This window comes from Bradyrhizobium iriomotense (genome assembly GCF_018129405.1).
Classification (GTDB): Bacteria; Pseudomonadota; Alphaproteobacteria; order Rhizobiales; family Xanthobacteraceae; genus Bradyrhizobium; species Bradyrhizobium iriomotense_B.
Map to the genome: position 1 here is coordinate 1 of NZ_JAFCLP010000012.1, position 22,332 is coordinate 22,332.

Below are 22,332 nucleotides of genomic sequence, written 5' to 3' on the forward strand. Positions count from 1 at the left end.
GTCATGATCAGAGGCCTCACCCAGTTCCACGCCATCAAGCATGGTTGGAGCCTCCGAAATGTGTGAATCTCGTAGCCTTGCGGGAGAGGGTGGCTCGCCGCGCAGCGGCGAGACGGGTGAGGGGTATCTCTCCGCGAGTCCAACTCTCGTTTGAGCTCGTGGAAACAGCCCCTCATCCGGCGCTTCGCGCCACCTTCTCCCACAAGGGGAGAAGGAAGGGCAGCCCTTGCCGAAGCCGCATTCGGTGTCTACCTCTCGCGAAGTGTTTATCACAGAGGGTCCCCCATGCTGGATGCCGCCATCAAGGCGCTGTCGCAAATGATCTCGCCGCCGATGCGCTCGATCCTGTGGCGATCGATCGGGCTCGCGCTGGTGCTGATCACCGTGCTGGCGATCGGCCTGCAGCGGCTGCTCAGCTGGTTTGCGACCTATGGCGAGGTCTGGCTGGAAGGCCTGCTCGGGCCGGGCTGGCACTCCTCGCTCGAGGTTCTCTCCTGGATCGTCTCGATCGCCGCGGGGCTTGGCGTCGTGTTCGGCGGCGTCTTCCTGATGCCGGCGATCACCTCGCTGGTGGCGAGCCTGTTCGTCGACGATGTCGCCGAGATCGTCGAGCGCGAGCACTATCCCGCCGAGCGGCCGGGCGTGGCGCTGCCGTTCAGCCAGGCGATCATGGAGGGCGTGAAGACCGCGCTGTTGGCCATCCTGGTTTACCTGGCTGCGCTGCCGTTGGTGTTGTTCGCCGGCGCGGGCTTCCTGATCTTCTTCATCGCCGCCGCCTGGCTGCTGGGCCGCGAATATTTCGAGCTCGCCGCGATGCGCTTCCGTCCTCCGGAGGAAGCCAAGGCGATGCGGCGTGACAACGCCGCGACCATCTTCACCGCCGGCCTCTTCATCGCCGCCTTCGTCTCGATCCCGATCGTCAATCTGGCGACGCCGATCTTCGGCATGGCCTTCATGGTCCACATGCACAAGCGCCTGTCAGGCCCGCGGCCCGAGCTGATCGAGCCGGCCCGCCAGATGCGCTGACGACGACCGGCGCGCGGGCTCGGCTCACACCGTCTTCTCCGGCCAGCGGCAGAGATCGTTGATCAGGCACACCTCGCAGCGCGGCTTGCGCGCGAGGCAGGTATAGCGACCGTGCAGGATCAGCCAATGATGGGCGTGCAGCATGAACTCGGCCGGGATCACCTTTTCGAGGCCAAGCTCGACTTCGAGCGGCGTCTTGCCGGGCGCAAGCCCCGTGCGATTGCCGACGCGGAAGACGTGAGTGTCGACCGCCATGGTGTGCTCGCCGAAGGCCATGTTGAGCACGACATTGGCGGTCTTGCGTCCCGCACCGGGCAGTGACTCGATCTCCGCGCGCGTACGCGGCACCTCGCCGCCGAACTCGCTGAGCACTTTTGCCGAGAGCGCGATGACGTTCTTGGCCTTGGTGCGATAGAGGCCGATGGTCTTGATGTAATCGCGCAAGCGCTCCTCGCCGAGGTCGAGCATCTTCTGCGGCGTATCGGCGACCTCAAACAATGCGCGGGTCGCCTTGTTGACGCCCGCATCGGTGGCCTGCGCCGACAGCACCACCGCGACCAGCAGCGTGAACGGGTTGATGTGCTCGAGCTCGCCCTTCGGCTCCGGATTGGCCGTGCGGAAGCGGCTGAAGACCTCGTGGATCTCCGCCGGCGTCCAAGGTTTCATAGCTTTGAGCGATTTTTTGGCCGACGCGGATTTCTTAGCGGGCTTGGAATTGGGCTTGGCGACGGCCGCCTTTGCCTGCTTCTTCGGCACGGCGGCTTTGCGCGGGATCGGCTTGCGGGTGATTTTCGCCATGATCGGGATATACTGAGGGACGATGAGCACAGGCAACGAAATTGAGCGCGAGGACTTTGAAGATCAGCGCGAGGCGCAGATCTTCTCCGCGCTGCTGACGCCGCACCGCTCGCTGAACCGCACCGGCTTCCTCGCCGTCATGCTGTTCCTGAGCGTCGTCAGCTTTGCCACCGGCCTCGCCTTCCTGATGAAGGGTGCCTGGCCCGTGCTCGGCTTCTTTGGTCTCGACGTGCTCGTGGTCTGGTGGGCCTTCAACGTCAATTTCGGCACCGCCCGGGCGCGCGAGGAGATCACCGTCACGACCTCCGAACTGCGCGTGAGGCGCATCAGCCATCGCGGTCAGGTCGCCGAATGGACCTTCAATCCGCTCTGGGTCCGCCTCGACATGGAAGTCGACGAGGATTTCGGCATCGAGCATCTCTATCTGATCTCGCGCGGCCACCAGATCCAGATTGCGAGGTTCCTGGGACCCGAGGAAAAGGCAAGCTTTTACAAAGGCTTGGTCGAGGCACTGAACGCCGCCAAGCGCGGGCCGACCTACAACCCGATCAGCTGATCCCGCATCGGAAATCGGGTGGTTTCAGACCCGCCCCTCTCCTACATTTCCGGTCATGATGACACTCGCAATCCATGACCAGCGCCTGGCCAAGCCGGGCCCCCAGAACGCCGCGCTGCGCGACTATGATTCGGTGCGCCGGGCGATCGCGTTCATTTCGGAGAACTGGCGCGCGCAGCCGACCATCGAGGCGATGGCGGATGCGGCCGGCGTCACGCCCGATGAGCTGCACCATCTGTTCCGCCGCTGGGCCTCGATCACGCCGAAGGCTTTCATGCAGGCGCTCACCCTGGACCATGCGAAGGGCTTGCTGCGGGACTCCGCCAGCATCCTCGATGCCGCGCTCGACTCCGGCCTGTCAGGCCCGGGCCGGCTGCACGATCTCTTCGTCACCCACGAAGCGATGTCGCCGGGCGAGTGGAAGAACGGCGGCGCGGGGCTGACCCTGCGCTACGGCTTCCACCCCTCCCCGTTCGGCACCGCGATTGTGATCGCGACCGACCGAGGCCTGTCGGGCCTCGCCTTCGCCGATCCCGGCGAGGAGAAGATCGCGCTCGCGGACATGACGCGGCGCTGGCCGAACGCGACCTATGTCGAAGATCACGAAGGCACCGCGCCGCTCGCCGCGCGCATCTTCGACCCGAAACTCTGGCGGCCCGACCAGCCGCTGCGCGTCGTGCTGATCGGCACCGATTTCGAGGTGCGGGTGTGGGAGACGCTGCTGAAGATTCCGATGGGCCGCGCGGTGTCCTATTCCGACATCGCCTGCAACATCAACAGCCCGAAGGCCTCGCGCGCCGTCGGCGCCGCCGTCGGCAAGAACCCGGTCTCGTTCGTCGTGCCTTGCCACCGCGCGCTCGGCAAGAGCGGCACGCTCACCGGCTACCACTGGGGCATCACCCGCAAGCAGGCGATGCTGGGCTGGGAAGCCGGACGGGTGGGGGTGCAGTAGGCGCAACAAGCACACTGCCGTAGGGTGGGCAAAGGCGCATAGCGCCGTGCCCACCGTCTTTCTCAAATCGCTGACGCTGCGTGGGCACGCTGCGCTTTGCCCACCCTACGGCAGCTGATGTCGTTCCGGGGCGATGCAAAGCATCGAACCCGGAACCTCGAGATTCCGGGTTCGCCCTTCGGGCGCCCCGGAATGACGGTGTCTATCAGCCCGCCAGATCCAGCTTCGACGCCACGGTCGAATCCGGATTGAGCCGGTAGATGATCGGCACACCGGTGGCGAGCTCGCGCTTCAGAATGCCTTCCGGTGACAGCTTCTCCAGCACCATGATCAGCGCGCGCAGCGAATTGCCGTGGGCGGCGACCAGCGTGCGCTTGCCGTTGAGCACGCCGGGCAGGATCTCCTGCACATAGTACGGCAGTGCGCGCGCCAGCGTGTCCTTCAGGCTTTCGCCGCCGGGCGGCGGCACGTCGTAGGAGCGGCGCCAGACATGCACCTGCTCTTCGCCCCATTTCTTGCGGGCGTCGTCCTTGTTGAGGCCGGAGAGATCGCCATAGTCGCGCTCGTTCAGCGCGAGGTCCTTCGAAGTCGGCAGGCCTTCCTGGCCGAGCTCGCCGAGGATGAGATCGAGCGTGTGCTGCGCGCGCGTCAGCACCGAGGTGTAGGCGACGTCGAACACGAGGCCCTGCGCCTTCAGCTTGCGGCCGGCTTCCTTCGCTTCCTTCACGCCGAGCTCGGTGAGGTCAGGGTCCTTCCAGCCCGTGAACAGGTTCTTCAGATTCCATTCGCTCTGGCCATGGCGCACGAGCACGAGGAGACGTTCACTCATTGACTGCTTTCCGTGTTGTTTAAATGTCGGACAGGCCGAGCACGTCGGCCATGGAGTAGTGCCCCGGCGCCTTGCCATGCGCCCACAGCGCCGCCTTGAGCGCACCGTGCGCGAACAGCATGCGGTCCTCGGCCTGGTGCGACAGCGTCAGGCGCTCGAACGGGCCGAGGAAGGTCACGCTGTGGTCGCCGGCCACGGTGCCGCCGCGCAAGGAGGCGAAACCGATATTGCCCGGCCGGCGCGCGCCGGTGATGCCGTCACGGCCACGCTCGGAGTGGTCATCGAGGGTGACGCCGCGGCCGCTGGCTGCCGCCTGACCCAGCATCAGTGCAGTTCCCGAGGGCGCATCGACCTTCATGCGGTGATGGGTTTCGACGATCTCGATGTCAAAGGTCTGGTCGAGTGCCTTGGCGACACGCTTGACCACGGCGGCGAGCAGATTGACGCCCAGGCTCATATTGCCGGATTGCACCACGACCGCGCGGTTGGTGACGCTCTTGATCACGGCGTTGTCGGAGCCGGACAACCCGGTCGTGCCGATGACATGCACGATGCCGCGCTCGGCGGCGATCGCGACATTGGCGATGGTCGCCGCCGGCACGGTGAAATCGAGGATGCCGTCGGCGTCCTTCGACATCGCCCAGAGATCGGCGGAGAGTTTTATGCCATTGGCCGGCAGGCCTGCGAGCACGCCGGCATCCTTGCCGAGCAGGTCGGAGCCCGGCGCCTCCAGCGCGCCCGCCAGCACCGCCCCTTTGCTCTCGGCAATCGCCCGCACCAGCGCGCGGCCCATCCGGCCGCCGGCTCCCGCAACAATCAAGCGCATGTCGGACATGGTGTGATCCTCTTCGGAGGCCGTTGTAGCGGGGGGATGCAGTTCCGGCAACCGAGGGGGGATCAGGCGGCGGTGACGCCACGTTCACCGTCATTCCGGGATGGTCCGAAGGACCAGACCTCAGGTGCGCAATTGCGCACCGGGGAATCTCGAGATTCCGGGTTCGGCTCTGCGAGCCGCCCCGGAATGACGGTCCGCCTCAGCCGTCCTGCGGCTGCGGGCCGTCATAGCCCTCGATGATGATGAGGTCGGCGATCGAGTGCGGCCGGCGCACCTTGATGTTGGCCTGGTATTCCGGCGAGTTGTAGCAGGCGATTGCGGTCTGGTAGTCCGGAAATTCGATCACGACGTTGCGGGTGCGGCTGGCGCCCTCGACGGTGGTGAACTTGCCGCCGCGAATGACGAAGCGACCGCCCCATTTCTTGAAGATCGGGCCGTTGGCGACGATGTAGGGCTTGTAGCCCTCGTCATTGTTCACGTCGACGCGCCCGATCCAGTAGCCTTTTGCCATTGTTCTTCTCCCTTGTTGTTGGTCTCTATTTGAGCATGATCTGATCGGAAAACCGCTTCACACTTTTCCGGATCATGCTCCGAGAGCTTGTGCGATCTCAGCGTGGATGGCGTCGGCGACGGCCTTCGGATCGGCGGCTTCCACCACCGGGCGCCCGACGACGAGATAGTCGGCGCCCGCGGTGATCGCGCGGCCAGGCGTCATGATGCGCTTCTGGTCGCCGCTGGCCGAACCCGCCGGGCGGATGCCGGGGGTGACGAGGCTCATCTGATGGCCGACGATCTTGCGCAAGGCTCCGACTTCTTCCGGCGACGACACGAGGCCATCGACACCGAGCACCTGCGCCTGCTGCGCGCGCGCCTCGACCAGCTCGGAGACGCTGAGCCGATAGCCGGCCGCATGAAGGTCGTCGTCGTTGTAGGAGGTCAGCACCGTGACGGCGAGGATCTTCAGGCTGGCGCTGCCGCGGCCTTCGACCGCGCCCTTCATGGTCTGCGGATAGGCGTGCACGGTGACGAAGGTCGCACCCAATTTCGCGACGCTCTCCACACCACGCGTCACCGTGTTGCCGATGTCGTGCATCTTGAGATCGGCAAACACCTTCTTGCCCTTGTCGGCGAGCTTGCCGATCAGCGGCAGGCCGCCGGCATAAGCGAGCTGATAACCGATCTTGTAGAATGAGACGCTGTCGCCGAGCCTTGCGATCATCGCCTCCGCGGCATCAACGCTCGGCAGATCGAGCGCAACGATCAGGCGGTCTTTCGGGGCGATCTCGGCTGGCGTCATGTCACCTCACATCATGCGTTGGGAAACGTCGATCAACTGCGCTACCAGCTCCTTCAACGCGGCGATATCGCGCTCGTTCTTCAGCCTGTCCATATCGTCATAGGCATCGTTGGCAAAGGCGAGCGTGAGCTGGCTGGCAATCACATTGGCGTGGCAGGAGGTCAGGATCAGCCGCAATGCCTGGAGCGCGCGGGCAGCACCTAACCGGCTCTGCGAAGCGCCGGCGAGCGCAAAGGTGCGGTTGCGGAACACCTCGCCGCGCGCCTCGTGCAGTTCGTGGACAAGGCTGACCCAGTCGATCGCGTTCTTGAGGAGCGGCGGCACCGAGGCGTTGTATTCGGGCGAGACGATCAGCACGCCGTGATGCGCACCGATCATGCGCTTCAGATTGATCGCGTTCTTGGGCACGCCGGATTTCGCCTGGAGATCGCCGTCGTAGATCGGCAGCGGAAAATCGGCGAGCGAGATGCGGGTGACGTCGACGCCGGCCTTCGCGAATTCATAGGCTAAGACCGCCGCCAGCTTCGCATTGTGCGAGCCGGTGCGCAGCGAGCCGGGAATGACCAGGATTTTGGGTGCGGACATCCGCTTCCATGCGTTCGGCGAAATGAGCCCGCCGCGCAAAGAAGAACGCCGGCGGGATTAATCCTTGCGATACACCCAGACGCGGGCCGGCGGAAGGTTCATCCAGATCCGTTCCGAGGCCTCTGTGGACACGCCGGGCAGCGATTTCGGGATCGGCGGCACCACCGCATAGGTGAACTGGATGAAGGGCGCGCCGGGCGCCAGCGCCGTGAAGGCGTCGCGAATGAGCCGCAGCCGCGTCAGCATCGGTTTTGTGACCAGCGGCAGGCCCGAAACGACCGCCGAGGCGGGCGCGCTCAGCACGTTCCAGAGCGTGTCACGCAGCCGATAGGCATCGCCCTGCACGACCTTGGCCTGCGGGTAGCGGTCACGCAGCAGGGCGCAGAAGCCGGGATTGTATTCGACGAGGACGAGACGCTTCTGGTCGACGCCGCGTTCGATCAGCGCCGAGGTGATGGCACCGGTGCCGGGCCCGAGCTCGACCACCGGCGCGTCGGAATCGACGTCGACATAGTGAGCCATGGTCCGGGCCAAGAGCTTGCCCGACGGCATCACCGCGCCCATGTGGAGGGGCTTTTCGATCCACGATCTGAGAAAGCGCACCTCGTCGTCGAGACGGGGCTTCTTCAACGCACGCGCGGACGATGGCAATGGCATGTCTGGACCGGACGGGACCGCGGGACCGCGGCGTGTCAGAAAATGGTCATAAACAGGTATAGGCCGCAGGCGATACGGTCAAGCCGACTCAGTTCGCCCGATTCCCGAAGAAGTCCTTGACCTTGGCGAAGAAACCCTCGGATTCCGGCTGGGTGTTACCGGAGGAGAGCTTTTCGAACTCGGCCAGCAATTCCTGCTGCTTCTTGGTGAGGTTCTGCGGGGTCTCGACCACGACCTGGACATACATGTCGCCGGTCTGGCGCGAGCGCAGCACCGGCATGCCTTTTGATGCAATGCGGAATCGACGGTTGGACTGGGTCCCGGCCGGCACCTTCACCTTGGCCTTGGCCTTGTCGATGGTCGGCACCTCGAATTCGCCGCCGAGGGCAGCCGTCACCATCGAGATCGGCACCCGGCAATGCAGGTCGGCGCCGTCGCGCTGGAAGAACTGGTGCTGGGCCAGCGACAGGAAGATGTAGAGGTCGCCGGGCGGACCACCGCGCACACCGGCCTCGCCTTCGCCGGCGAGCCTGATCCGCGTGCCGTCCTCGACGCCCTGGGGAATGTTGACCGACAGCGTCCGCTCGCGGGTGACGCGGCCCTGGCCGGAGCAGGACGGACAGGCGTCCTCGATCATCTGGCCGCGGCCCTGGCAGCCCGGGCAGGTGCGTTCGAGCGTGAAGAAGCCCTGCGATTGCCGCACGCGGCCGGCGCCGCCGCAGCTCGAGCAGGTCTTCGGCTTGGTGCCGGCCTTGGCGCCGATGCCTGAGCAGGCCTCGCAGGTGACCGAGACCGGGATCTCGATCTGCGCGGTCTTGCCGCCAAAGGCTTCCTCGAGCGTGATCTCCATGTTGTAGCGCAGGTCGGCACCGCGCTCGCGGCCGCCGCGGCCGCGCTGCCCAGCCATGCCGAACAGGTCCTCGAAAATGTCGGAGAAAGAGGAGGCGAAGCCGGCGCCGAAACCGGCGCCGCCGCCGGGACCGCCCTGCTCGAAGGCGGCATGGCCGAAGCGGTCATAGGCCGCGCGCTTGTCCTTGTCCTTCAGGACCTCGTAGGCCTCGTTGATCTCCTTGAACTTGACCTCGCTGGTGTCGTCCCCGGGATTGCGGTCGGGATGGAACTTCATCGCCAGCTTGCGGAAGGACGATTTCAGGACGGAATCGTCAGCGGTGCGTTCGACTTCGAGGGTTTCGTAATAGCAGCGCTTGGTGGACATGGCGGGCTCGGTCTATCCAATCGCGAGTCAAGTCGGAGCGAAACGATGTCGCCACGCGACCATATAGGCAGCCTTCCGCCTTGCGGCAGAGGGCGGCACGGCGGCGTTGAGAATAACGGCTGGGAATTGATTGATCGTAACGGAGCCGACTTTGGAAGAGTCCTGAGAAAAGTCTTGGCCCGTCCGTCCCGACACGACGGCCTCCCCCGTGAGGGAGGAGGCCGGTAGCGTGTGTGGGGTCCAAGCCGTCCGCATCATCACCCTCTTGGGGTTCAGGCGGACTTCTTGTTGTTCTTGTCGTCGTCGACTTCGGTGAACTCCGCGTCGACGACGTCGTCCTTGGCCGCGTCCTTCTTGGCGTCGGCCTCGGCCTGCTGCTTGTACATGGCCTCGCCGAGCTTCATCGAAGCCTGGGCCAGCGTCTGGGTCTTGGCCTTGATCGCCTCGGCATCGTCGCCCTTCAGCGCTTCCTTGAGATCGCTGACGGCATCCTCGATGGCGCGGCGCTCGGTCTCGGCGACCTTCGAACCGTGCTCGGCCAGCGCTTTCTCGGTCGAATGCACCAGGCCATCGGCCTCGTTCTTGGCGGTCACGGCCTCGCGGCGCTTCTTGTCCGCCTCGGCATTGGCCTCGGCGTCCTTGACCATCTTCTCGATGTCGGCTTCCGACAGGCCGCCCGAGGCCTGGATGCGGATCTGCTGCTCCTTGCCGGTGGCCTTGTCCTTGGCCGAGACGTTGACGATGCCGTTGGCGTCGATGTCGAAGGTCACCTCGATCTGCGGCATGCCGCGCGGAGCCGGCGGAATGCCCATCAGGTCGAACTGGCCGAGCATCTTGTTGTCGGCCGCCATTTCACGCTCGCCCTGGAAGACGCGGATGGTGACGGCATTCTGATTGTCTTCAGCCGTCGAGAACACCTGGCTCTTCTTGGTCGGGATCGTGGTGTTGCGGTCGATGATGCGGGTGAACACGCCGCCCAGCGTCTCGATGCCCAGCGACAGCGGGGTCACGTCGAGCAGCAGCACGTCCTTGACGTCGCCCTGGAGCACGCCGGCCTGGATCGCAGCGCCGATCGCCACGACTTCGTCCGGGTTGACGCCCTTGTGCGGCTCCTTGCCGAACAGCTGCTTCACGACTTCCTGGACCTTCGGCATGCGCGACATGCCGCCGACCAGCACGACTTCGCCGATCTCACCGGCGGTGACGCCGGCGTCCTTCAGCGCCTTGCGGCAGGGCTCGACGGTCTTCTGGATGAGGTCGTCGACCAGCGCCTCGAACTTGGCGCGGGTGAGCTTCATCGTTAGATGCTTCGGGCCCGTCTGGTCCGCGGTGATGAAGGGCAGGTTGATCTCGGTCTGCGTCGTCGACGACAGCTCGATCTTGGCCTTTTCAGCGGCTTCCTTCAGACGCTGCAAAGCGAGCTTGTCGTTGCGCAGGTTGATGCCCTGTTCCTTCTGGAACTCGTCGGCGAGATAGCCGACCAGGCGCATGTCGAAATCTTCACCGCCGAGGAAGGTGTCGCCGTTGGTCGACTTCACCTCGAACACGCCGTCGCCGATTTCGAGAATCGAGATATCGAACGTGCCGCCGCCGAGGTCGTACACGGCGATCGTGCCGGCCTTGGTCTTGTCGAGGCCATAGGCGAGCGCGGCCGCGGTCGGCTCGTTGATGATGCGCAGCACTTCAAGGCCAGCGATCTTGCCGGCGTCCTTGGTCGCCTGGCGCTGGGCGTCGTTGAAGTAGGCGGGAACGGTGATGACGGCCTGGTCGACCTTCTGGCCGAGATGGGCTTCCGCGGTCTCCTTCATCTTCTGCAGGATGAAAGCCGAGACCTGCGAGGGCGAGTAGGTCTGGCCGTCGGCCTCGACCCAGGCGTCGCCGTTGGAAGCCTTCACGATCTTGTACGGAACGAGCTTCTTGTCCTTCTCGACCATCGGGTCGTCGTAGCGGCGGCCGATGAGGCGCTTCACTGCGAAGAACGTACGCTCGGGATTGGTGACGGCCTGGCGCTTGGCCGGCTGGCCGACGAGGCGCTCACCGTCGTCCGTCACGGCGACGATCGAAGGCGTCGTGCGCATGCCTTCGGAATTCTCGATGACTTTGGCGTTTTTGCCATCCATCACGGCGACGCACGAGTTCGTGGTGCCGAGGTCGATCCCAATGACCTTTCCCATGGTCCTGATATCCTTCTTTATTGCGGCAGGTTGGCTGGGCCCAGAAGGCACCCGAACCGAAACCCCCTAAGATCAAACATCCGCGATATTGCGATGATTGAGGCTCATATAGGAGGGGGGGAGGGGCCCGCAAGGACCGAAGCAACGTTTCGGCCGTGAAAACATTGGGTTTTAAGAGCTCATATCCGGGCTCAACCGCCCTTGCGGGTGAGGAAATATTAACAGGTCGGGAGATCCGCCACCCCCGCCGCCGTGATCGGCCACACCCTGTTACGGCGGGGCCAAACCCGCTAAAAGGCGGGCCGGCCGACCGCCGCGCAAGGCGGCTTCGCGCGACAATGCGGCCCGGTGGGCGACCATCGAACGGCCTCAATGTGAACCAATCAGAGTGCCCATGAAGCTGATCCGCCCCCTCGCCGCGCTCGCCCTCCTCATTGCCGCCGCGCTCCCGGCCCTGGCTGCCGACGCTGTTTTCCCGCCCGGCCTGCGGCTCGGCATGGTGCCGCTGGTCGGCCTCAGCACGGCCAAGACCTTTCCGGGCTTCGAGAGCGAGGACGGCGGCGTCAAGGTGCTGATCACCGAGCTGCCGCCGGCGGCCTATGGCGAGGTCGTGAGCGCCTTCAATTCCAATCCGGCCGGAGCGGGCGGCGTCAAGCAGGACAAGATCGAGACCCCCGCGGGTCTTGCCTATTTCACCACCGAGAGCGGCAAGGCCGGCGATACCCCGGTGAAGCGCTATTCGATGATCGTGCCGGGCGCAGGCTTCTCCGGCTACGTCGCGGTGCAGATCCCGGAGAACGCGACCAAGATCTACACCGACGAGGCGGTGCGCCAGATGTTCGCGAGCGCCACCACCCGCAAGCAGGTCTCGGCCGAAGAGCAGATCGCACTGATGCCGTTCAAGATCACCGATCTCGCCGACTTCAAGGACATCCGCACGCTGGCGCCGGGATCCAGCATCATCCTGGCCGACGGCAACGAGAGCGCAGGCTATGAGTCGAAGCCGTTCATGATCCTCGGCCTGATCGGCGCCACCCCGCAGCAGGCCGACGATCGCGCCCGCTTCGCCCAGGAAGCCGCGCTCCAGATCCCCGGCGTGCGCGAATCCCGCGTCACCATGTCGGAGCCGATCCGCATCAACGGCCAGCAGGGTTTTGAGACCCGGATCGACGGCGTCAGCGGCAAGGACAAGACGCCGGTGACCGTGGTGCAGTGGATCCGCTTCTCCAGCGGCGGCGCCTCACTGCGCATCATCGCCAGCGCCCCGCGCGACCAGTGGCAAGCCGCCTTCACCCGCTTCCGCGCCGTGCGCGACGGGATTCAGCCGAAGGGGTAGCGCTGCATACTCGGTGTCGTCCCGGCGAAGGCCGGGACCCATAACCACAGGGAGTGGTTGCAGGACGAGCTGATAACTCCGAGTCTTCGCAAAACGATTGCTGCGGCGTATGGGTCCCGGCCTTCGCCGGGACGACAGGGGCTGACAGCCCAACCCCTCACCAATACCGGCTGCATTTTCGGGCTTCTGTTCGTATACGAACGGAACTAGGCTTCCCCAGTTGGATCATCCTGGAGGGGAGACGAACGATGCTGGATCGGCGACAGGTCTTGGCAATGCTTGGAACGACGGCGCTGGCGACGCTGGCGCCAACCACGCTGTTTGCGGCGGCATCGATCAAGCCGGACGATGCATCCGCGCTGCTCGTGATCGACGTGCAGAACTGCTTCCTGCCGGGCGGCAGTCTCGCCGTGAAGGAAGGCGAGCAGGTGGTGCCGGTCATCAACAGAATCGCGAAAGCGTTTTCGAACGTGGTGATGACGCAGGACTGGCACACGCCCGGCCACGTTTCGTTTGCGTCGGTCCACTCCGGCAAGAAGCCGTTCGAGACCATCGACCTTCCTTACGGCAAGCAGGTGCTGTGGCCGGACCATTGCGTGCAGGGCACCGACGGCGCCGCGCTGTCGAAGGACCTGTCGATCCCGCACGCCGAGCTCATCATCCGCAAGGGTTTTCACAAGGACGTCGACAGTTACTCGGCGTTCCTCGAAGCCGACGGCAAGACCTCGACGGGTCTCGCCGGCTACCTGAAGGGCCGCAAGATCAAGCGCGTCTTTGTCGCTGGCCTTGCGACAGACTTCTGCGTCGCCTGGACCGCGCTGGACGCACGCAAGGCGGGCTTCGAGGTCTATGTGGTGGAAGACGCCTGCCGCGGCATCGACACCCAGGGCTCGCTGGCAAAAGCCTGGGCCGACATGGCCAAGGCCGGCGTGAAGCGAATTCAGTCCGCGGATATCGCGGTGAGCGCGTAAAGCTAGATGGCCGTCATTCCGGGGCGGCTCGAAGAGCCGAACCCGGAATCTCGAGATTCTCAGGTGCGCAATCGCGCACCGTAGTTCGATGCTTCGCATCGCCCCGGAATGACGCAAAAAATCAGTTCGTCGCGCCGCTCTGCTCGTTGTTGTTCGCCGCGGGGGCGGTCTTCGCGCCGCCCTTGGCGACACCGACAAGCGCCGGGCGCAGCACGCGGTCGCCGATGGTGTAGCCGGCCTGCATGATCTGCACCACGGTGCCCGACGGCACCGACGCATCGGGCACCTCGTACATCGCCTGATGGAAGTTCGGGTCGAACTTCTGGCCCTGCGGATCGAGCTTCTTCACGCCGTGCTTTTCCAGCGCGTTGAGCAGCGAACGCTCGGTGAGCTCGACGCCTTCGATCAGCGAGATCAGGCCGGGATCGGCCGTGGCACGCGCCTCGGCCGGAACGGCATCGAGCGCGCGCTGGAGATTGTCCGCGATGTCGAGCACGTCGCGGGCAAAGCCGGTGATGCCATAGAGGCGGGCGTCAGCGACCTCCTTGGTGGTGCGCTTGCGTAAGTTCTCCATCTCGGCCAGCGTCCGCAGCATGCGATCGCGCGCCTCGGCGGCTTCCTTCTGCAGCAACTCGACCGAGCCCGGCTCGGGATCGTCGGGCATGATGTAGGGTTTTGACACCACGGGCTCGCCGGTCGCTGCAGTCGTGTCTTCGGGTTGCCGGTCTTGCTCGGTCATCGGCTCTAATCTCGAACTCGTTTCCAGGGATTGTTGGCCCGGATATCGTGCCTAAGCTCACGAAAATCAAGCGCCCGTGATCGGCGCAAATGCCGGTCAGCCCCCCAGCAGGCGGCTGACGATGCGGGCGGCATAGTCCACGGTCGGGATCACGCGGGCATAATTCAGCCGTGTCGGCCCGATCACACCGAGAACGCCGACGATGTGGCCGGCGGCATCCCGATACGGCGAGATGATGGTGGAGGAGCCCGACAGCGAGAACAGCTTGTTCTCGGAGCCGATGAAGATCCGCACGCCCTCGGCGGTCTCGGCGCGGCCGAGCAGGTCGATGACGCCGCGCTTGGTTTCGAGGTCGTCGAACAACAGGCGCACCCGCTCCAGATCCTCCAGCGCGTGCAGATCTTCCAGCAGATTGGCGTGGCCGCGGACGATGAGCTGGCGGTCCTCGTTCTCGCCGCCCGACCAGCTGGCGATGCCGGCCGAGATCACCTTCTGCGTCAGCTGATCGAGCTCGGCGCGGGCCTCCCCAAGCGCGGTTTCGAGCTCGAGCCGCGCCTCGGCCAGGGTCCGGCCGCGGATCCGGGCATTGAGGAAATTGCCGGCCTCGGTGATCGCCGAGGATGGAACTCCGGGGGGCAGCGTCAGCACGCGGTTTTCAACCTGGCCGTCCTCGCCGACCAGGATCACCAGCGCTTTTTCCGGTTCCAGGCGGACGAATTCGATGTGCTTGAGCCGTGTATTGGATTTCGGCGTCAAAACCACCGCCGCGGCACGGGTGAGGCCCGACAGCCGCGTCAGCGCCTGGTCCAGCGCCGCCTCGACCGACTGGGCCTGGCCGACCGTGGCAAGCTGGCTCTGAATCGACTGCCGTTCCGCCTCATTGAGGTCGCCGACCTGCATCAGGGCGTCGACGAAGAAGCGCAGGCCGAGTTCCGTTGGCAGCCGGCCTGCGGAGGTATGCGGGGCATAGATCAGGCCGAGCTGTTCCAGATCGGCCATGACGTTGCGGACCGAGGCCGGCGACAGGGGCATGGCGATCAGGCGGGAAATGTTGCGCGAGCCGACCGGCTCGCCGGTCGCGAGATAGCTTTCGACAATTTGACGAAAGATGTCGCGGGAACGCTCGTTGAGCTGGGCGAGGCCTGCGCGCGGCGCGATCAGATGGATCGGATCGTGATGGGCCACAGACGGTAACTCCTCTCAGATACTGATAATTTGTCCATCCGAGGCGGTTCTGACAAGCGTGGCGTTTGCGGGGTGGAAAACCGGGGGTGAATAAGCGCCGATCTTCCCCCTTGCCGCCCACCCTGACCCCACCTACAAGCACCGCGAGCAGCCTTTTCCCGTGAGTTTTGGAGGATTTCCCATGCGGCCAAGCCGCCGTGCGCCCGACGAATTGCGCCCCGTGACGCTGGAGCGCGGCGTGGTCAAATATGCGGAAGGCTCGTGCCTGGTGAAATTCGGCGACACCCATGTGCTGGTCACCGCCACGCTGGAAGACCGCTTGCCGCCGTGGCTGAAGGGCCAGGGCCGCGGCTGGGTCACCGCCGAATACGGCATGCTGCCGCGCGCGACCTCCGAACGCACCCGCCGCGAGGCCTCGGCCGGCAAGCAGAGCGGCCGCACCGTCGAGATCCAGCGCCTGATCGGCCGCTCGCTTCGCACCATCGTCGACCTCGAAGCGCTCGGCGAGCGCCAGATCACGGTCGATTGCGACGTGCTCCAGGCCGACGGCGGCACCCGCACGGCTTCGATCACCGGCGCCTGGGTCGCGCTCGCCGATTGCATCAACTGGATGAAGGCGCGCAACATGATCAAGGCCAACGTGCTGCGCGACAACGTCGCCGCGATCTCCTGCGGCATCTACAACGGCACGCCGGTGCTCGACCTCGACTATGCCGAGGATTCGGAAGCCCAGACCGACGCCAATTTCGTCATGACCGGCGATGGCCGCATCATCGAGGTGCAGGGCACCGCGGAACGCGAACCGTTCACGGAAGCCGAGTTCCTGGCGCTGATGGCGCTGGCGCGCAAGGGCGTCGCGCGTCTCGTGGACTTGCAGAAACTGGCTGTCGCGTAGTCAATAGGCCCATGCACCGCCGAATCACCGGAAAGCTCGTCATCGCCACCCACAATCCCGGCAAGCTCGCCGAGATGAAGGAGCTGCTTGCGCCGTACGGAATCGAGGCGGTGTCGGCCGGTGAGCTCGGCCTGGACGAGCCGCACGAGACCGGCAACGATTTCCGCAGCAACGCCGCTATCAAGGCGATCGCGGCGGCAAAGGCGACGAAGCTTCCGTCCTTCGCCGACGATTCCGGCATCGTCGTCGACGCGCTCGACGGCGCACCAGGCATCTACAGCGCGCGCTGGGCCGGTCCGGCCAAGGATTTCAACGCAGCGATGGCTCAGATCGAGCGGCTGTTGCTGGAGCGCGGCTCGACCACTCCCGACCGCCGAAGAGCGCATTTCGTCTCTGCGCTCTGCGTTGCCTGGCCCGACGATCATCTCGAAGAGGTCGAGGCCCGCGTCGACGGCACGCTGGTCTGGCCACCGCGCGGCACCGCCGGCTTCGGCTATGATCCGATGTTCCAGCCCGATGGCCACAGCCGCACCTTCGGCGAGATGGAAAGCATCGAGAAGCACGGCCTGCCACCGCTCGGCCTCGGCCTGTCGCATCGCGCCCGCGCCTTCGTGAAACTGGCGGAGATCTGCCTTGAGCCGCGGTAAGGAAGCCTTCGGCGTCTACGTGCACTGGCCATTCTGCCTGTCGAAATGTCCCTATTGCGACTTCAACAGCCATGTCCGCCACGCCGCGATCGACGAGGCGCGGTTTGCTTCGGCCTTCGCGCGCGAGATTGCGACGACCGCCGAGCGCGCGCCCGGACGCGAAGTGACCTCGATCTTCCTCGGCGGCGGCACGCCGTCATTGATGCAGCCGTCAACCGTCGGCGCCGTGCTCGATGCGATCGGCAAGCACTGGACTGTCGCACGCGATGTCGAGGTCACGCTCGAAGCAAACCCGACCAGCGTCGAGGCCACGCGCTTCGCCGGCTATCGCTCAGCCGGCGTCAACCGCGTCTCGCTCGGCGTGCAGGCGCTCGACGATGCTTCGCTGAAGGCGCTGGGACGGATGCACAGCGCACGTGAGGCGCTCGATGCCGTCGCCATCGCACGCCGCTCGTTCGACCGCTATTCGTTCGACCTGATCTACGCCCGCCCCGATCAGACGCCGGCGATGTGGGCCGATGAGCTGCGGCACGCCATCGACGAGGCGGCCGAGCATCTGTCGCTCTATCAATTGACGATCGAGGAAGGCACGCCGTTCTTCGGCCTGCACCAGGCCGGCAAATTGAAGACGCCGGACGAGGCGGTCGCGCGCGCGCTCTACGACGTCACGCAGGAGACCTGCGACAAGCTGGGGCTACCCGCCTACGAGATTTCCAATCACGCGCGGCGCGGCGCCGAGTGCCGGCACAATCTGGTCTACTGGCGCGGCGAGGAATATGCCGGCATAGGCCCGGGCGCGCATGGCCGCCTCGACATCGACGGCGTGCGCCATGCCACCGCCACCGAGAAGCGCCCGGAGGCCTGGCTGCTGCGGGTCGAGACCAACGGCCACGGCATCGTCACCGACGATCTCCTCAACAGCGAGGAGCGCGCCGACGAATTCCTGCTGATGGGATTGCGCCTCGCCGAAGGCATCGATCCCGAGCGCTACACCGCCCTCTCCGGCCGCCCGCTCGACCCCGGCCGCATCGCGCTCTTGCGCGAGGAAGGCGCGATTACGGTGGATGCGACAGGACGTCTGCGCGTGACCAGCAGCGGATTTCCGGTGCTGGATGCGGTGGTCGCGGATCTGGCGGCCTGAACTCTCTCCCCATCGTCGTCCTGGCGAAAGCCAGGACCCATTACCCCAGGGAGGAGTTTGGCGAAGAGTCCCAATTGTTCTTTGCTGGAACTCGCACCGTAATCACTCGATAGATCACGCGGTATGGGTCCTGGCTTTCGCCAGGACGACGGCGGAGAAACAGCTACGCCCCAAAACTCTTCGGCGACCCCGCGACCGCAACGCCCCCGCCTGTCGTCACCTTCATCACCGCAAGGCCGCGTTCATTGGTGCCGTCGGGGCGGAAGCGGAACAGGCCGTCGATGCCGGCGAATCCGGAAGGATTGGTGAGCACATCGGAGGAGAAGCGCTGGCCGCCTTGCGTACGCGCGAGCGCGGCGACGAGCGCGACCGCGTCATAGGCGAGCGTTGCGGTGCGGATCGGCTCCGCGCCGTACTTCGTGCGATAGCGGCCGGAGAAGGCGCGGAAGCCGGCCGGATCCGGCGCGGCATAGAGGCCGCCCTGCAGCGCTGAGCTCGCATAGACGCGCGGATTGTCCCACAGGCCGGTGCCGAGCAGCTGGATGTTGCGCAAATTCGCGCCCGCCGCGGTCATCGCATCCGCCACTGAAACCACCGCGTCGCCGTCGTCGGCAATGAACAGCGCATCCGCGCTGCCGAGCTGCTGCGCCACTGTTCGCGCCGGGGTGGCGCGATCGGCGCCGTATTTCTCGAACGCGACGATGCGCCCGCCGCGCCGCGGCACCGCCGCCTTCACCGCGGCCTCGACGACATTGCCATAGGCATTATCGGGCACCAGCACGGCAAAGGAGCGCTTTCCGATGCTGGCGGAATATTCGACGATGCGGTTGACGTCGGATTCCGGCAGGAACGAGAGCAGATAGACACCGCGGCCGGCGATGCTGGAGTCGGTCGAGAACGCCATCACCGGGATGTTGCGGGTGCGCGCGACCTGCGCCACCGCGGGCACCGACTGCGCGAACAGCGGCCCCAGGATGATCTCGGCGCCCTCCTCGACAGCCTGCTGCGCGCCGGCCTGCGCGCCCTGCGGGCTGCCGTTGTCGTCCTTGATCAGCAGCTGGATGTTCGGGTTCTGGAACTCGGCCAGCGCCATCTCGGCGGCGTTGCGCATGGACTGCGCGGCGAGGCCGGCGTTGCCGGCCGCCGAGAGCGGCAGGATCACGGCGACCTTGACCCCGCCGCTGCCGGCGGTCGTCGCCTGTTGCGGCGGCCCGGCCGGCTGAGCCGGCGGCGACGAGCTGGAAAACGGATTGGAGAACTGGCTGAGACTCTGCTGCACGCCGGCGCAGGCCGACAGCAGGGGCGCGCCAAGCAACAGGCCGAGCGCGCTCCGCCGGGTCGCACCCGATGACAGGGGCCCCAGAGCGGGAGATTTTGGATGACGCGGGCCCAGCATGACAGCTTCTCTTCCGGCCGGCTCTCGCCAGCCGGTCACAACATTCTTTGCCGCGACACAAGCCGCGGATTCAGGCATAGTGTCGACAAATAGTTAACCAAAACAAAAGGATAATGGCCGCTTAACGCGGCGGCCTTCCCGTCCTGGCCAGCTGTTCGCCGTTCGTCGCGTAGCATCAAGGCGGCGTTTCCGTCGCGAATATGGCACGAGGGCCCTCACGCCCTCGCGACGTGACCTTGGGTCGATCACATTCCCGTCCGTTCCTCGTCCCTCACCTCGGCACGATCTTTTCGAAGAGCAGTTCCCAGCCATGGGGATCGTGCCTAAGTTGGCTTCATTATGCGCGCAAAGCCGGCCCCGATAAATACGCCTGAAGACCCAGACGCCGCCCCGCGCGGCTTCTCCATCGATGCCCATCGGCTGGCGGCCCCGAAGGCGGCGCCGGGCCTGCATCTGGTCGCGACCCCCATCGGCAATCTCGGCGACATCACCTTGCGCGCGCTGCAGACGCTCGCCGGCGTCGATGTCATCGCCTGCGAGGACACCCGCATCACGCGGCGCCTGACCGAGCGCTACGACATCTCCGCGCAGCTCAGGCAGTATCACGAGCACAACGCCGAAGCCGCGCGCCCGAAGATCCTGGAGGCGCTGGCGCAGGGCGGCTCGGTGGCGCTGGTATCGGATGCCGGCACGCCGCTGATCTCCGATCCCGGCTTCAAGCTGGTGCGCGAGGTCTGCGCCGCCGGGCATGCGGTCTATGCGCTGCCCGGCCCCTCCTCGGTGCTGGCGGCGCTGTCGGTCGCGGCCCTGCCGACCGACCGGTTCTTCTTTGAAGGTTTCTTGCCGGCGAAATCCGCCGCGCGGCGCAGCCGCCTCACTGAGCTTGCCCGCATCGACGCGACGCTGGTGATGTTCGAGTCGGGAAATCGGATGCAGGCCACCTTGACCGATCTCGCCGGGATCATGGGTGAGCGAGACGCCGCGGTCTGCCGCGAGTTGACGAAGCTGCACGAGGAGGTCAGGCGCGCGCCCCTCGCCGAGCTTGCGCGACAAGCAGACGCGCCGGAGACGCGCGGAGAGTTCGTCCTGGTGATCGGTCCGCCCACCGCAGACGCCGAGGTGCTGACGATGGATGCGCTCGATGCTCTCTTGCGCGAGCAGCTCGCCGCGCACAGCGTCAAGGACGCCGTTGCGCACGCCGTCGCGCTATCGGGCCGGCCGCGCCGCGAGGTCTATGCCCGCGCGCTCGAGCTCGCAAAGGACCTGCGGGGCGGCGATGGCGAAGACTGAGGGTGCGGAACCGAAAGGCGCCTCGCCCGAGCGCGTCGCCGCGTTCCGCACCGGCATCTCCGCGGAGAGCCGCGCCGCGGCCTATCTCATGGCCAAGGGCTACCGCATCCTGGCAAAACGCTACCGCACGCCGCACGGCGAGATCGACCTCGTGGCGCGCCGCCGCAACCTCATCGCCTTCGTCGAGGTCAAGGCCCGTGCCAGCCTGGACGATGCGGCCTATGCCGTAACCCCACGCCAGCAGCAGCGCATCATCAACGCCGCCCAAGGCTGGCTCGTGGCGCATCCCGAGCATGCCGAATTCGAATTGCGATTCGACGCCATGCTGATTGCGCCGCGCTCGCTTCCGCGCCATGTGTTGGCGGCATTCGACGCCTCGACCTGAAAGGCAGACCATGAAACTGAACGTCGCCGTCCAGATGGACCCCATCGCCCGCATCAACATCAAGGGCGATTCCACCTTTGCGCTGCTGCTGGAGGCGCAGAAGCGCGGCCATGGCCTGTCCTATTACACGCCCGACAAGCTCTCGATGGTCGGCGACGAGCTGGTCGCGCCGGTGCAGGTCCTGACCGTGCGCGACGAGCCCGGCGACCATTTCACCCTCGGTGAGCCCAAGCGCGAGGTGCTCAACGGCTTCGACGTGGTGCTGCTGCGCCAGGACCCGCCGTTCGACCTCGCCTACATCACCTCGACGCACTTCCTGGAGCGCATCCATCCGAAGACGCTGGTGGTCAACGACCCGGCCTCGGTGCGCAACGCGCCGGAAAAGCTGTTCGTGATGAACTTTCCGCAGCTGATGCCGCCGACGCTGATCTCGCGCGATCTCGACGAGATCAACGCGTTCCGCGACAGGCACGGCGCCGTCGTGATGAAGCCGCTGCATGGCCATGGCGGCGCGGCGGTGTTCCGCGTGATGCCGCAGGACATGAATTTCGGCTCGCTGTTCGACATGTTCTCGGTGACGTTCAAGGAGCCCTGGGTGATCCAACAGTTCATCCCCGAGGTGAAGCACGGCGACAAGCGCATCATCCTCGTCAACGGCGAGTTCGCCGGCGCGGTGAACCGCGTGCCGGCCGCCGACGACCTCCGCTCCAACATGGTCCGCGGCGGCGCGGCGCAGGAGACCGAGCTCACCCCGCGCGAGCGCGAGATCTGCGCGACCGTCGGCCCGGCGCTGCGCGAGCAGGGCCTGCTGTTCGTCGGCATCGACGTCATCAACGGCAACCTCACCGAGATCAACGTGACCTCGCCCACCGGCATCCGCGCCATCTCACGGCTCGGCGGCCCCGACGTGGCGGCGAAGATCTGGGACGTGATCGAGCAGAAGCGGAAGAAGTAAGCGCCTCTTGCTTCGTAGCCCGGATTGCGCTGCGCTCCATCCGGGCTACGCACGTGCAAAAGCGCGTCGTGCGCAAACGTTTCCCCAACGTCGTCCTGGCGAAAGCCAGGACCCATTACCCCAACTGCTGGTTTGGCGAAGTCGGGTAGACACGTTCTGCAACAATTCCCATTGGTGGTAATGGGTCCTGGCTTTCGCCAGGACGACACCGGTGATGTAGCGCGTTGCTTTCGTCTCACGACCATGATTGTGCAGCTCGAAACGTACGCGCCACTAACCACCCGTTCACCATGACGCCCCTCGCCTCATCCAAACGCGCGCGCCGGCATGCGTGAATCTACGGGGCCGCTGGCCGACTGAATAACGCCGCGTTCACCATCTGCCGAAAACCAGCATCGTGACCGGCCGGCGCATTCGGCCTCGCAACAACCCTTATACTTTTAGTCCCTACTCATCGACGCAGGGGA

General features: G+C 65.6%; 23 protein-coding genes. 11 read left to right on the forward strand and 12 right to left on the reverse strand.

The annotated features are described in order from the left end of the window. Nucleotides 1-285 precede the first annotated feature (285 nt). Entirely contained in the window at nt 286-1,026 is a 741-nt protein-coding gene (locus JQ592_RS23060; protein ID WP_211405088.1) for a sulfate transporter family protein, read from the forward strand. A gap of 24 nt (nt 1,027-1,050) precedes the next feature. Here the strand turns inward: JQ592_RS23060 and nth are convergent, their stop codons facing one another. Further along, entirely contained in the window at nt 1,051-1,824 is a 774-nt protein-coding gene (gene nth / locus JQ592_RS23065) for an endonuclease III (protein ID WP_211405089.1), read from the reverse strand. 22 nt (nt 1,825-1,846) lie between these two features. Here nth and JQ592_RS23070 point away from each other — a divergent pair, with 22 nt between their 5' ends. Continuing rightward, the gene (locus JQ592_RS23070) at nt 1,847-2,380 is read left to right on the forward strand and encodes a DUF2244 domain-containing protein (RefSeq protein ID WP_211405090.1); all 534 of its coding nucleotides are present in this window, start codon (nt 1,847-1,849) and stop codon (nt 2,378-2,380) included. 55 nt (nt 2,381-2,435) lie between these two features. Then, complete coding sequence (locus tag JQ592_RS23075; protein ID WP_100233290.1) at nt 2,436-3,332, forward strand: methylated-DNA--[protein]-cysteine S-methyltransferase; 897 nt, start codon at nt 2,436-2,438, stop codon at nt 3,330-3,332. A 205-nt stretch (nt 3,333-3,537) separates the two neighbouring features. On the opposite strand, the gene JQ592_RS23080 is transcribed toward JQ592_RS23075, so the two are convergent. The 8 genes from JQ592_RS23080 to dnaK all read right to left on the reverse strand — a co-directional run bounded on the left by JQ592_RS23080 (nt 3,538) and on the right by dnaK (nt 10,925). Next, nucleotides 3,538-4,161: a 2,3-bisphosphoglycerate-dependent phosphoglycerate mutase gene (locus tag JQ592_RS23080; protein ID WP_211405091.1), complete on the reverse strand. Its 624-nt coding sequence runs from the start codon at nt 4,159-4,161 to the stop codon at nt 3,538-3,540. A gap of 19 nt (nt 4,162-4,180) precedes the next feature. Then, a complete protein-coding gene (gene dapB, locus JQ592_RS23085; RefSeq protein WP_211405092.1) occupies nt 4,181-4,996 on the reverse strand; it encodes a 4-hydroxy-tetrahydrodipicolinate reductase in 816 nt (271 codons plus the stop codon). 199 nt (nt 4,997-5,195) lie between these two features. Next, nucleotides 5,196-5,507 carry a DUF1330 domain-containing protein gene (locus tag JQ592_RS23090; RefSeq protein ID WP_211405093.1) on the reverse strand — a complete coding sequence of 104 codons (312 nt, stop codon included), beginning with the start codon at nt 5,505-5,507 and terminating at the stop codon, nt 5,196-5,198. A gap of 72 nt (nt 5,508-5,579) precedes the next feature. Further along, nucleotides 5,580-6,293: an orotidine-5'-phosphate decarboxylase gene (pyrF, locus tag JQ592_RS23095; protein WP_211405094.1), complete on the reverse strand. Its 714-nt coding sequence runs from the start codon at nt 6,291-6,293 to the stop codon at nt 5,580-5,582. 6 nt (nt 6,294-6,299) lie between these two features. Beyond that, nucleotides 6,300-6,878, reverse strand: coding sequence for an NADPH-dependent FMN reductase (locus JQ592_RS23100; protein WP_211405095.1), 579 nt, complete (start codon nt 6,876-6,878; stop codon nt 6,300-6,302). 57 nt (nt 6,879-6,935) lie between these two features. Beyond that, the gene (locus JQ592_RS23105) at nt 6,936-7,535 is read right to left on the reverse strand and encodes a class I SAM-dependent methyltransferase (protein WP_061023588.1); all 600 of its coding nucleotides are present in this window, start codon (nt 7,533-7,535) and stop codon (nt 6,936-6,938) included. Nucleotides 7,536-7,623: 88 nt separating this feature from the next. Beyond that, on the reverse strand, nt 7,624-8,751 hold the full coding sequence (gene dnaJ / locus JQ592_RS23110; RefSeq protein ID WP_211405096.1) for a molecular chaperone DnaJ: 1,128 nt from the start codon (nt 8,749-8,751) through the stop codon (nt 7,624-7,626). 272 nt (nt 8,752-9,023) lie between these two features. Beyond that, entirely contained in the window at nt 9,024-10,925 is a 1,902-nt protein-coding gene (gene dnaK / locus JQ592_RS23115; RefSeq protein ID WP_018645013.1) for a molecular chaperone DnaK, read from the reverse strand. Between the two features lie 394 nt (nt 10,926-11,319). Between dnaK and JQ592_RS23120 the strand changes: the two genes are divergently transcribed. Next, nucleotides 11,320-12,261 (forward strand): hypothetical protein, encoded by a 942-nt coding sequence (locus JQ592_RS23120; RefSeq protein ID WP_211405097.1) that lies wholly within the window; start codon nt 11,320-11,322, stop codon nt 12,259-12,261. Between the two features lie 248 nt (nt 12,262-12,509). Next, nucleotides 12,510-13,232, forward strand: coding sequence for a bifunctional nicotinamidase/pyrazinamidase (pncA, locus tag JQ592_RS23125; protein ID WP_211405098.1), 723 nt, complete (start codon nt 12,510-12,512; stop codon nt 13,230-13,232). Between the two features lie 121 nt (nt 13,233-13,353). On the opposite strand, the gene grpE is transcribed toward pncA, so the two are convergent. Both grpE and hrcA read right to left on the reverse strand, forming a co-directional pair. Continuing rightward, complete coding sequence (grpE, locus tag JQ592_RS23130; protein ID WP_211405099.1) at nt 13,354-13,971, reverse strand: nucleotide exchange factor GrpE; 618 nt, start codon at nt 13,969-13,971, stop codon at nt 13,354-13,356. Between the two features lie 96 nt (nt 13,972-14,067). Beyond that, nucleotides 14,068-15,156, reverse strand: a complete 1,089-nt coding sequence (hrcA, locus tag JQ592_RS23135) for a heat-inducible transcriptional repressor HrcA (protein WP_211405100.1) — start codon at nt 15,154-15,156, stop codon at nt 14,068-14,070. Between the two features lie 181 nt (nt 15,157-15,337). Between hrcA and rph the strand changes: the two genes are divergently transcribed. The 3 genes from rph to hemW are packed head-to-tail and all read left to right on the forward strand — an operon-like array spanning nt 15,338 to nt 17,839. After that, entirely contained in the window at nt 15,338-16,051 is a 714-nt protein-coding gene (gene rph / locus JQ592_RS23140; RefSeq protein WP_080133847.1) for a ribonuclease PH, read from the forward strand. Between the two features lie 11 nt (nt 16,052-16,062). Then, on the forward strand, nt 16,063-16,698 hold the full coding sequence (rdgB, locus tag JQ592_RS23145; RefSeq protein ID WP_211405101.1) for an RdgB/HAM1 family non-canonical purine NTP pyrophosphatase: 636 nt from the start codon (nt 16,063-16,065) through the stop codon (nt 16,696-16,698). Further along, a complete protein-coding gene (gene hemW, locus JQ592_RS23150) occupies nt 16,685-17,839 on the forward strand; it encodes a radical SAM family heme chaperone HemW (protein WP_211405102.1) in 1,155 nt (384 codons plus the stop codon). Before rdgB ends, hemW begins: the two co-directional genes overlap by 14 nt. A gap of 163 nt (nt 17,840-18,002) precedes the next feature. Here hemW and JQ592_RS23155 read toward each other — a convergent pair whose 3' ends face one another. Beyond that, on the reverse strand, nt 18,003-19,235 hold the full coding sequence (locus JQ592_RS23155) for a penicillin-binding protein activator (protein ID WP_211405103.1): 1,233 nt from the start codon (nt 19,233-19,235) through the stop codon (nt 18,003-18,005). A gap of 339 nt (nt 19,236-19,574) precedes the next feature. On the opposite strand from JQ592_RS23155, the gene rsmI reads away from it, so the two are divergent. Genes rsmI through gshB form a run of 3 tightly spaced genes read left to right on the forward strand, consistent with a single transcriptional unit; the run spans nt 19,575 to nt 21,865 of the window. Continuing rightward, nucleotides 19,575-20,525: a 16S rRNA (cytidine(1402)-2'-O)-methyltransferase gene (gene rsmI / locus JQ592_RS23160; RefSeq protein WP_211405104.1), complete on the forward strand. Its 951-nt coding sequence runs from the start codon at nt 19,575-19,577 to the stop codon at nt 20,523-20,525. Then, a complete protein-coding gene (locus tag JQ592_RS23165; protein ID WP_211405105.1) occupies nt 20,512-20,910 on the forward strand; it encodes a YraN family protein in 399 nt (132 codons plus the stop codon). The genes rsmI and JQ592_RS23165 overlap by 14 nt, the downstream gene beginning before the upstream one ends. Nucleotides 20,911-20,920: 10 nt before the next feature. Further along, entirely contained in the window at nt 20,921-21,865 is a 945-nt protein-coding gene (gshB, locus tag JQ592_RS23170; RefSeq protein WP_211405106.1) for a glutathione synthase, read from the forward strand. Nucleotides 21,866-22,332 lie beyond the last annotated feature (467 nt).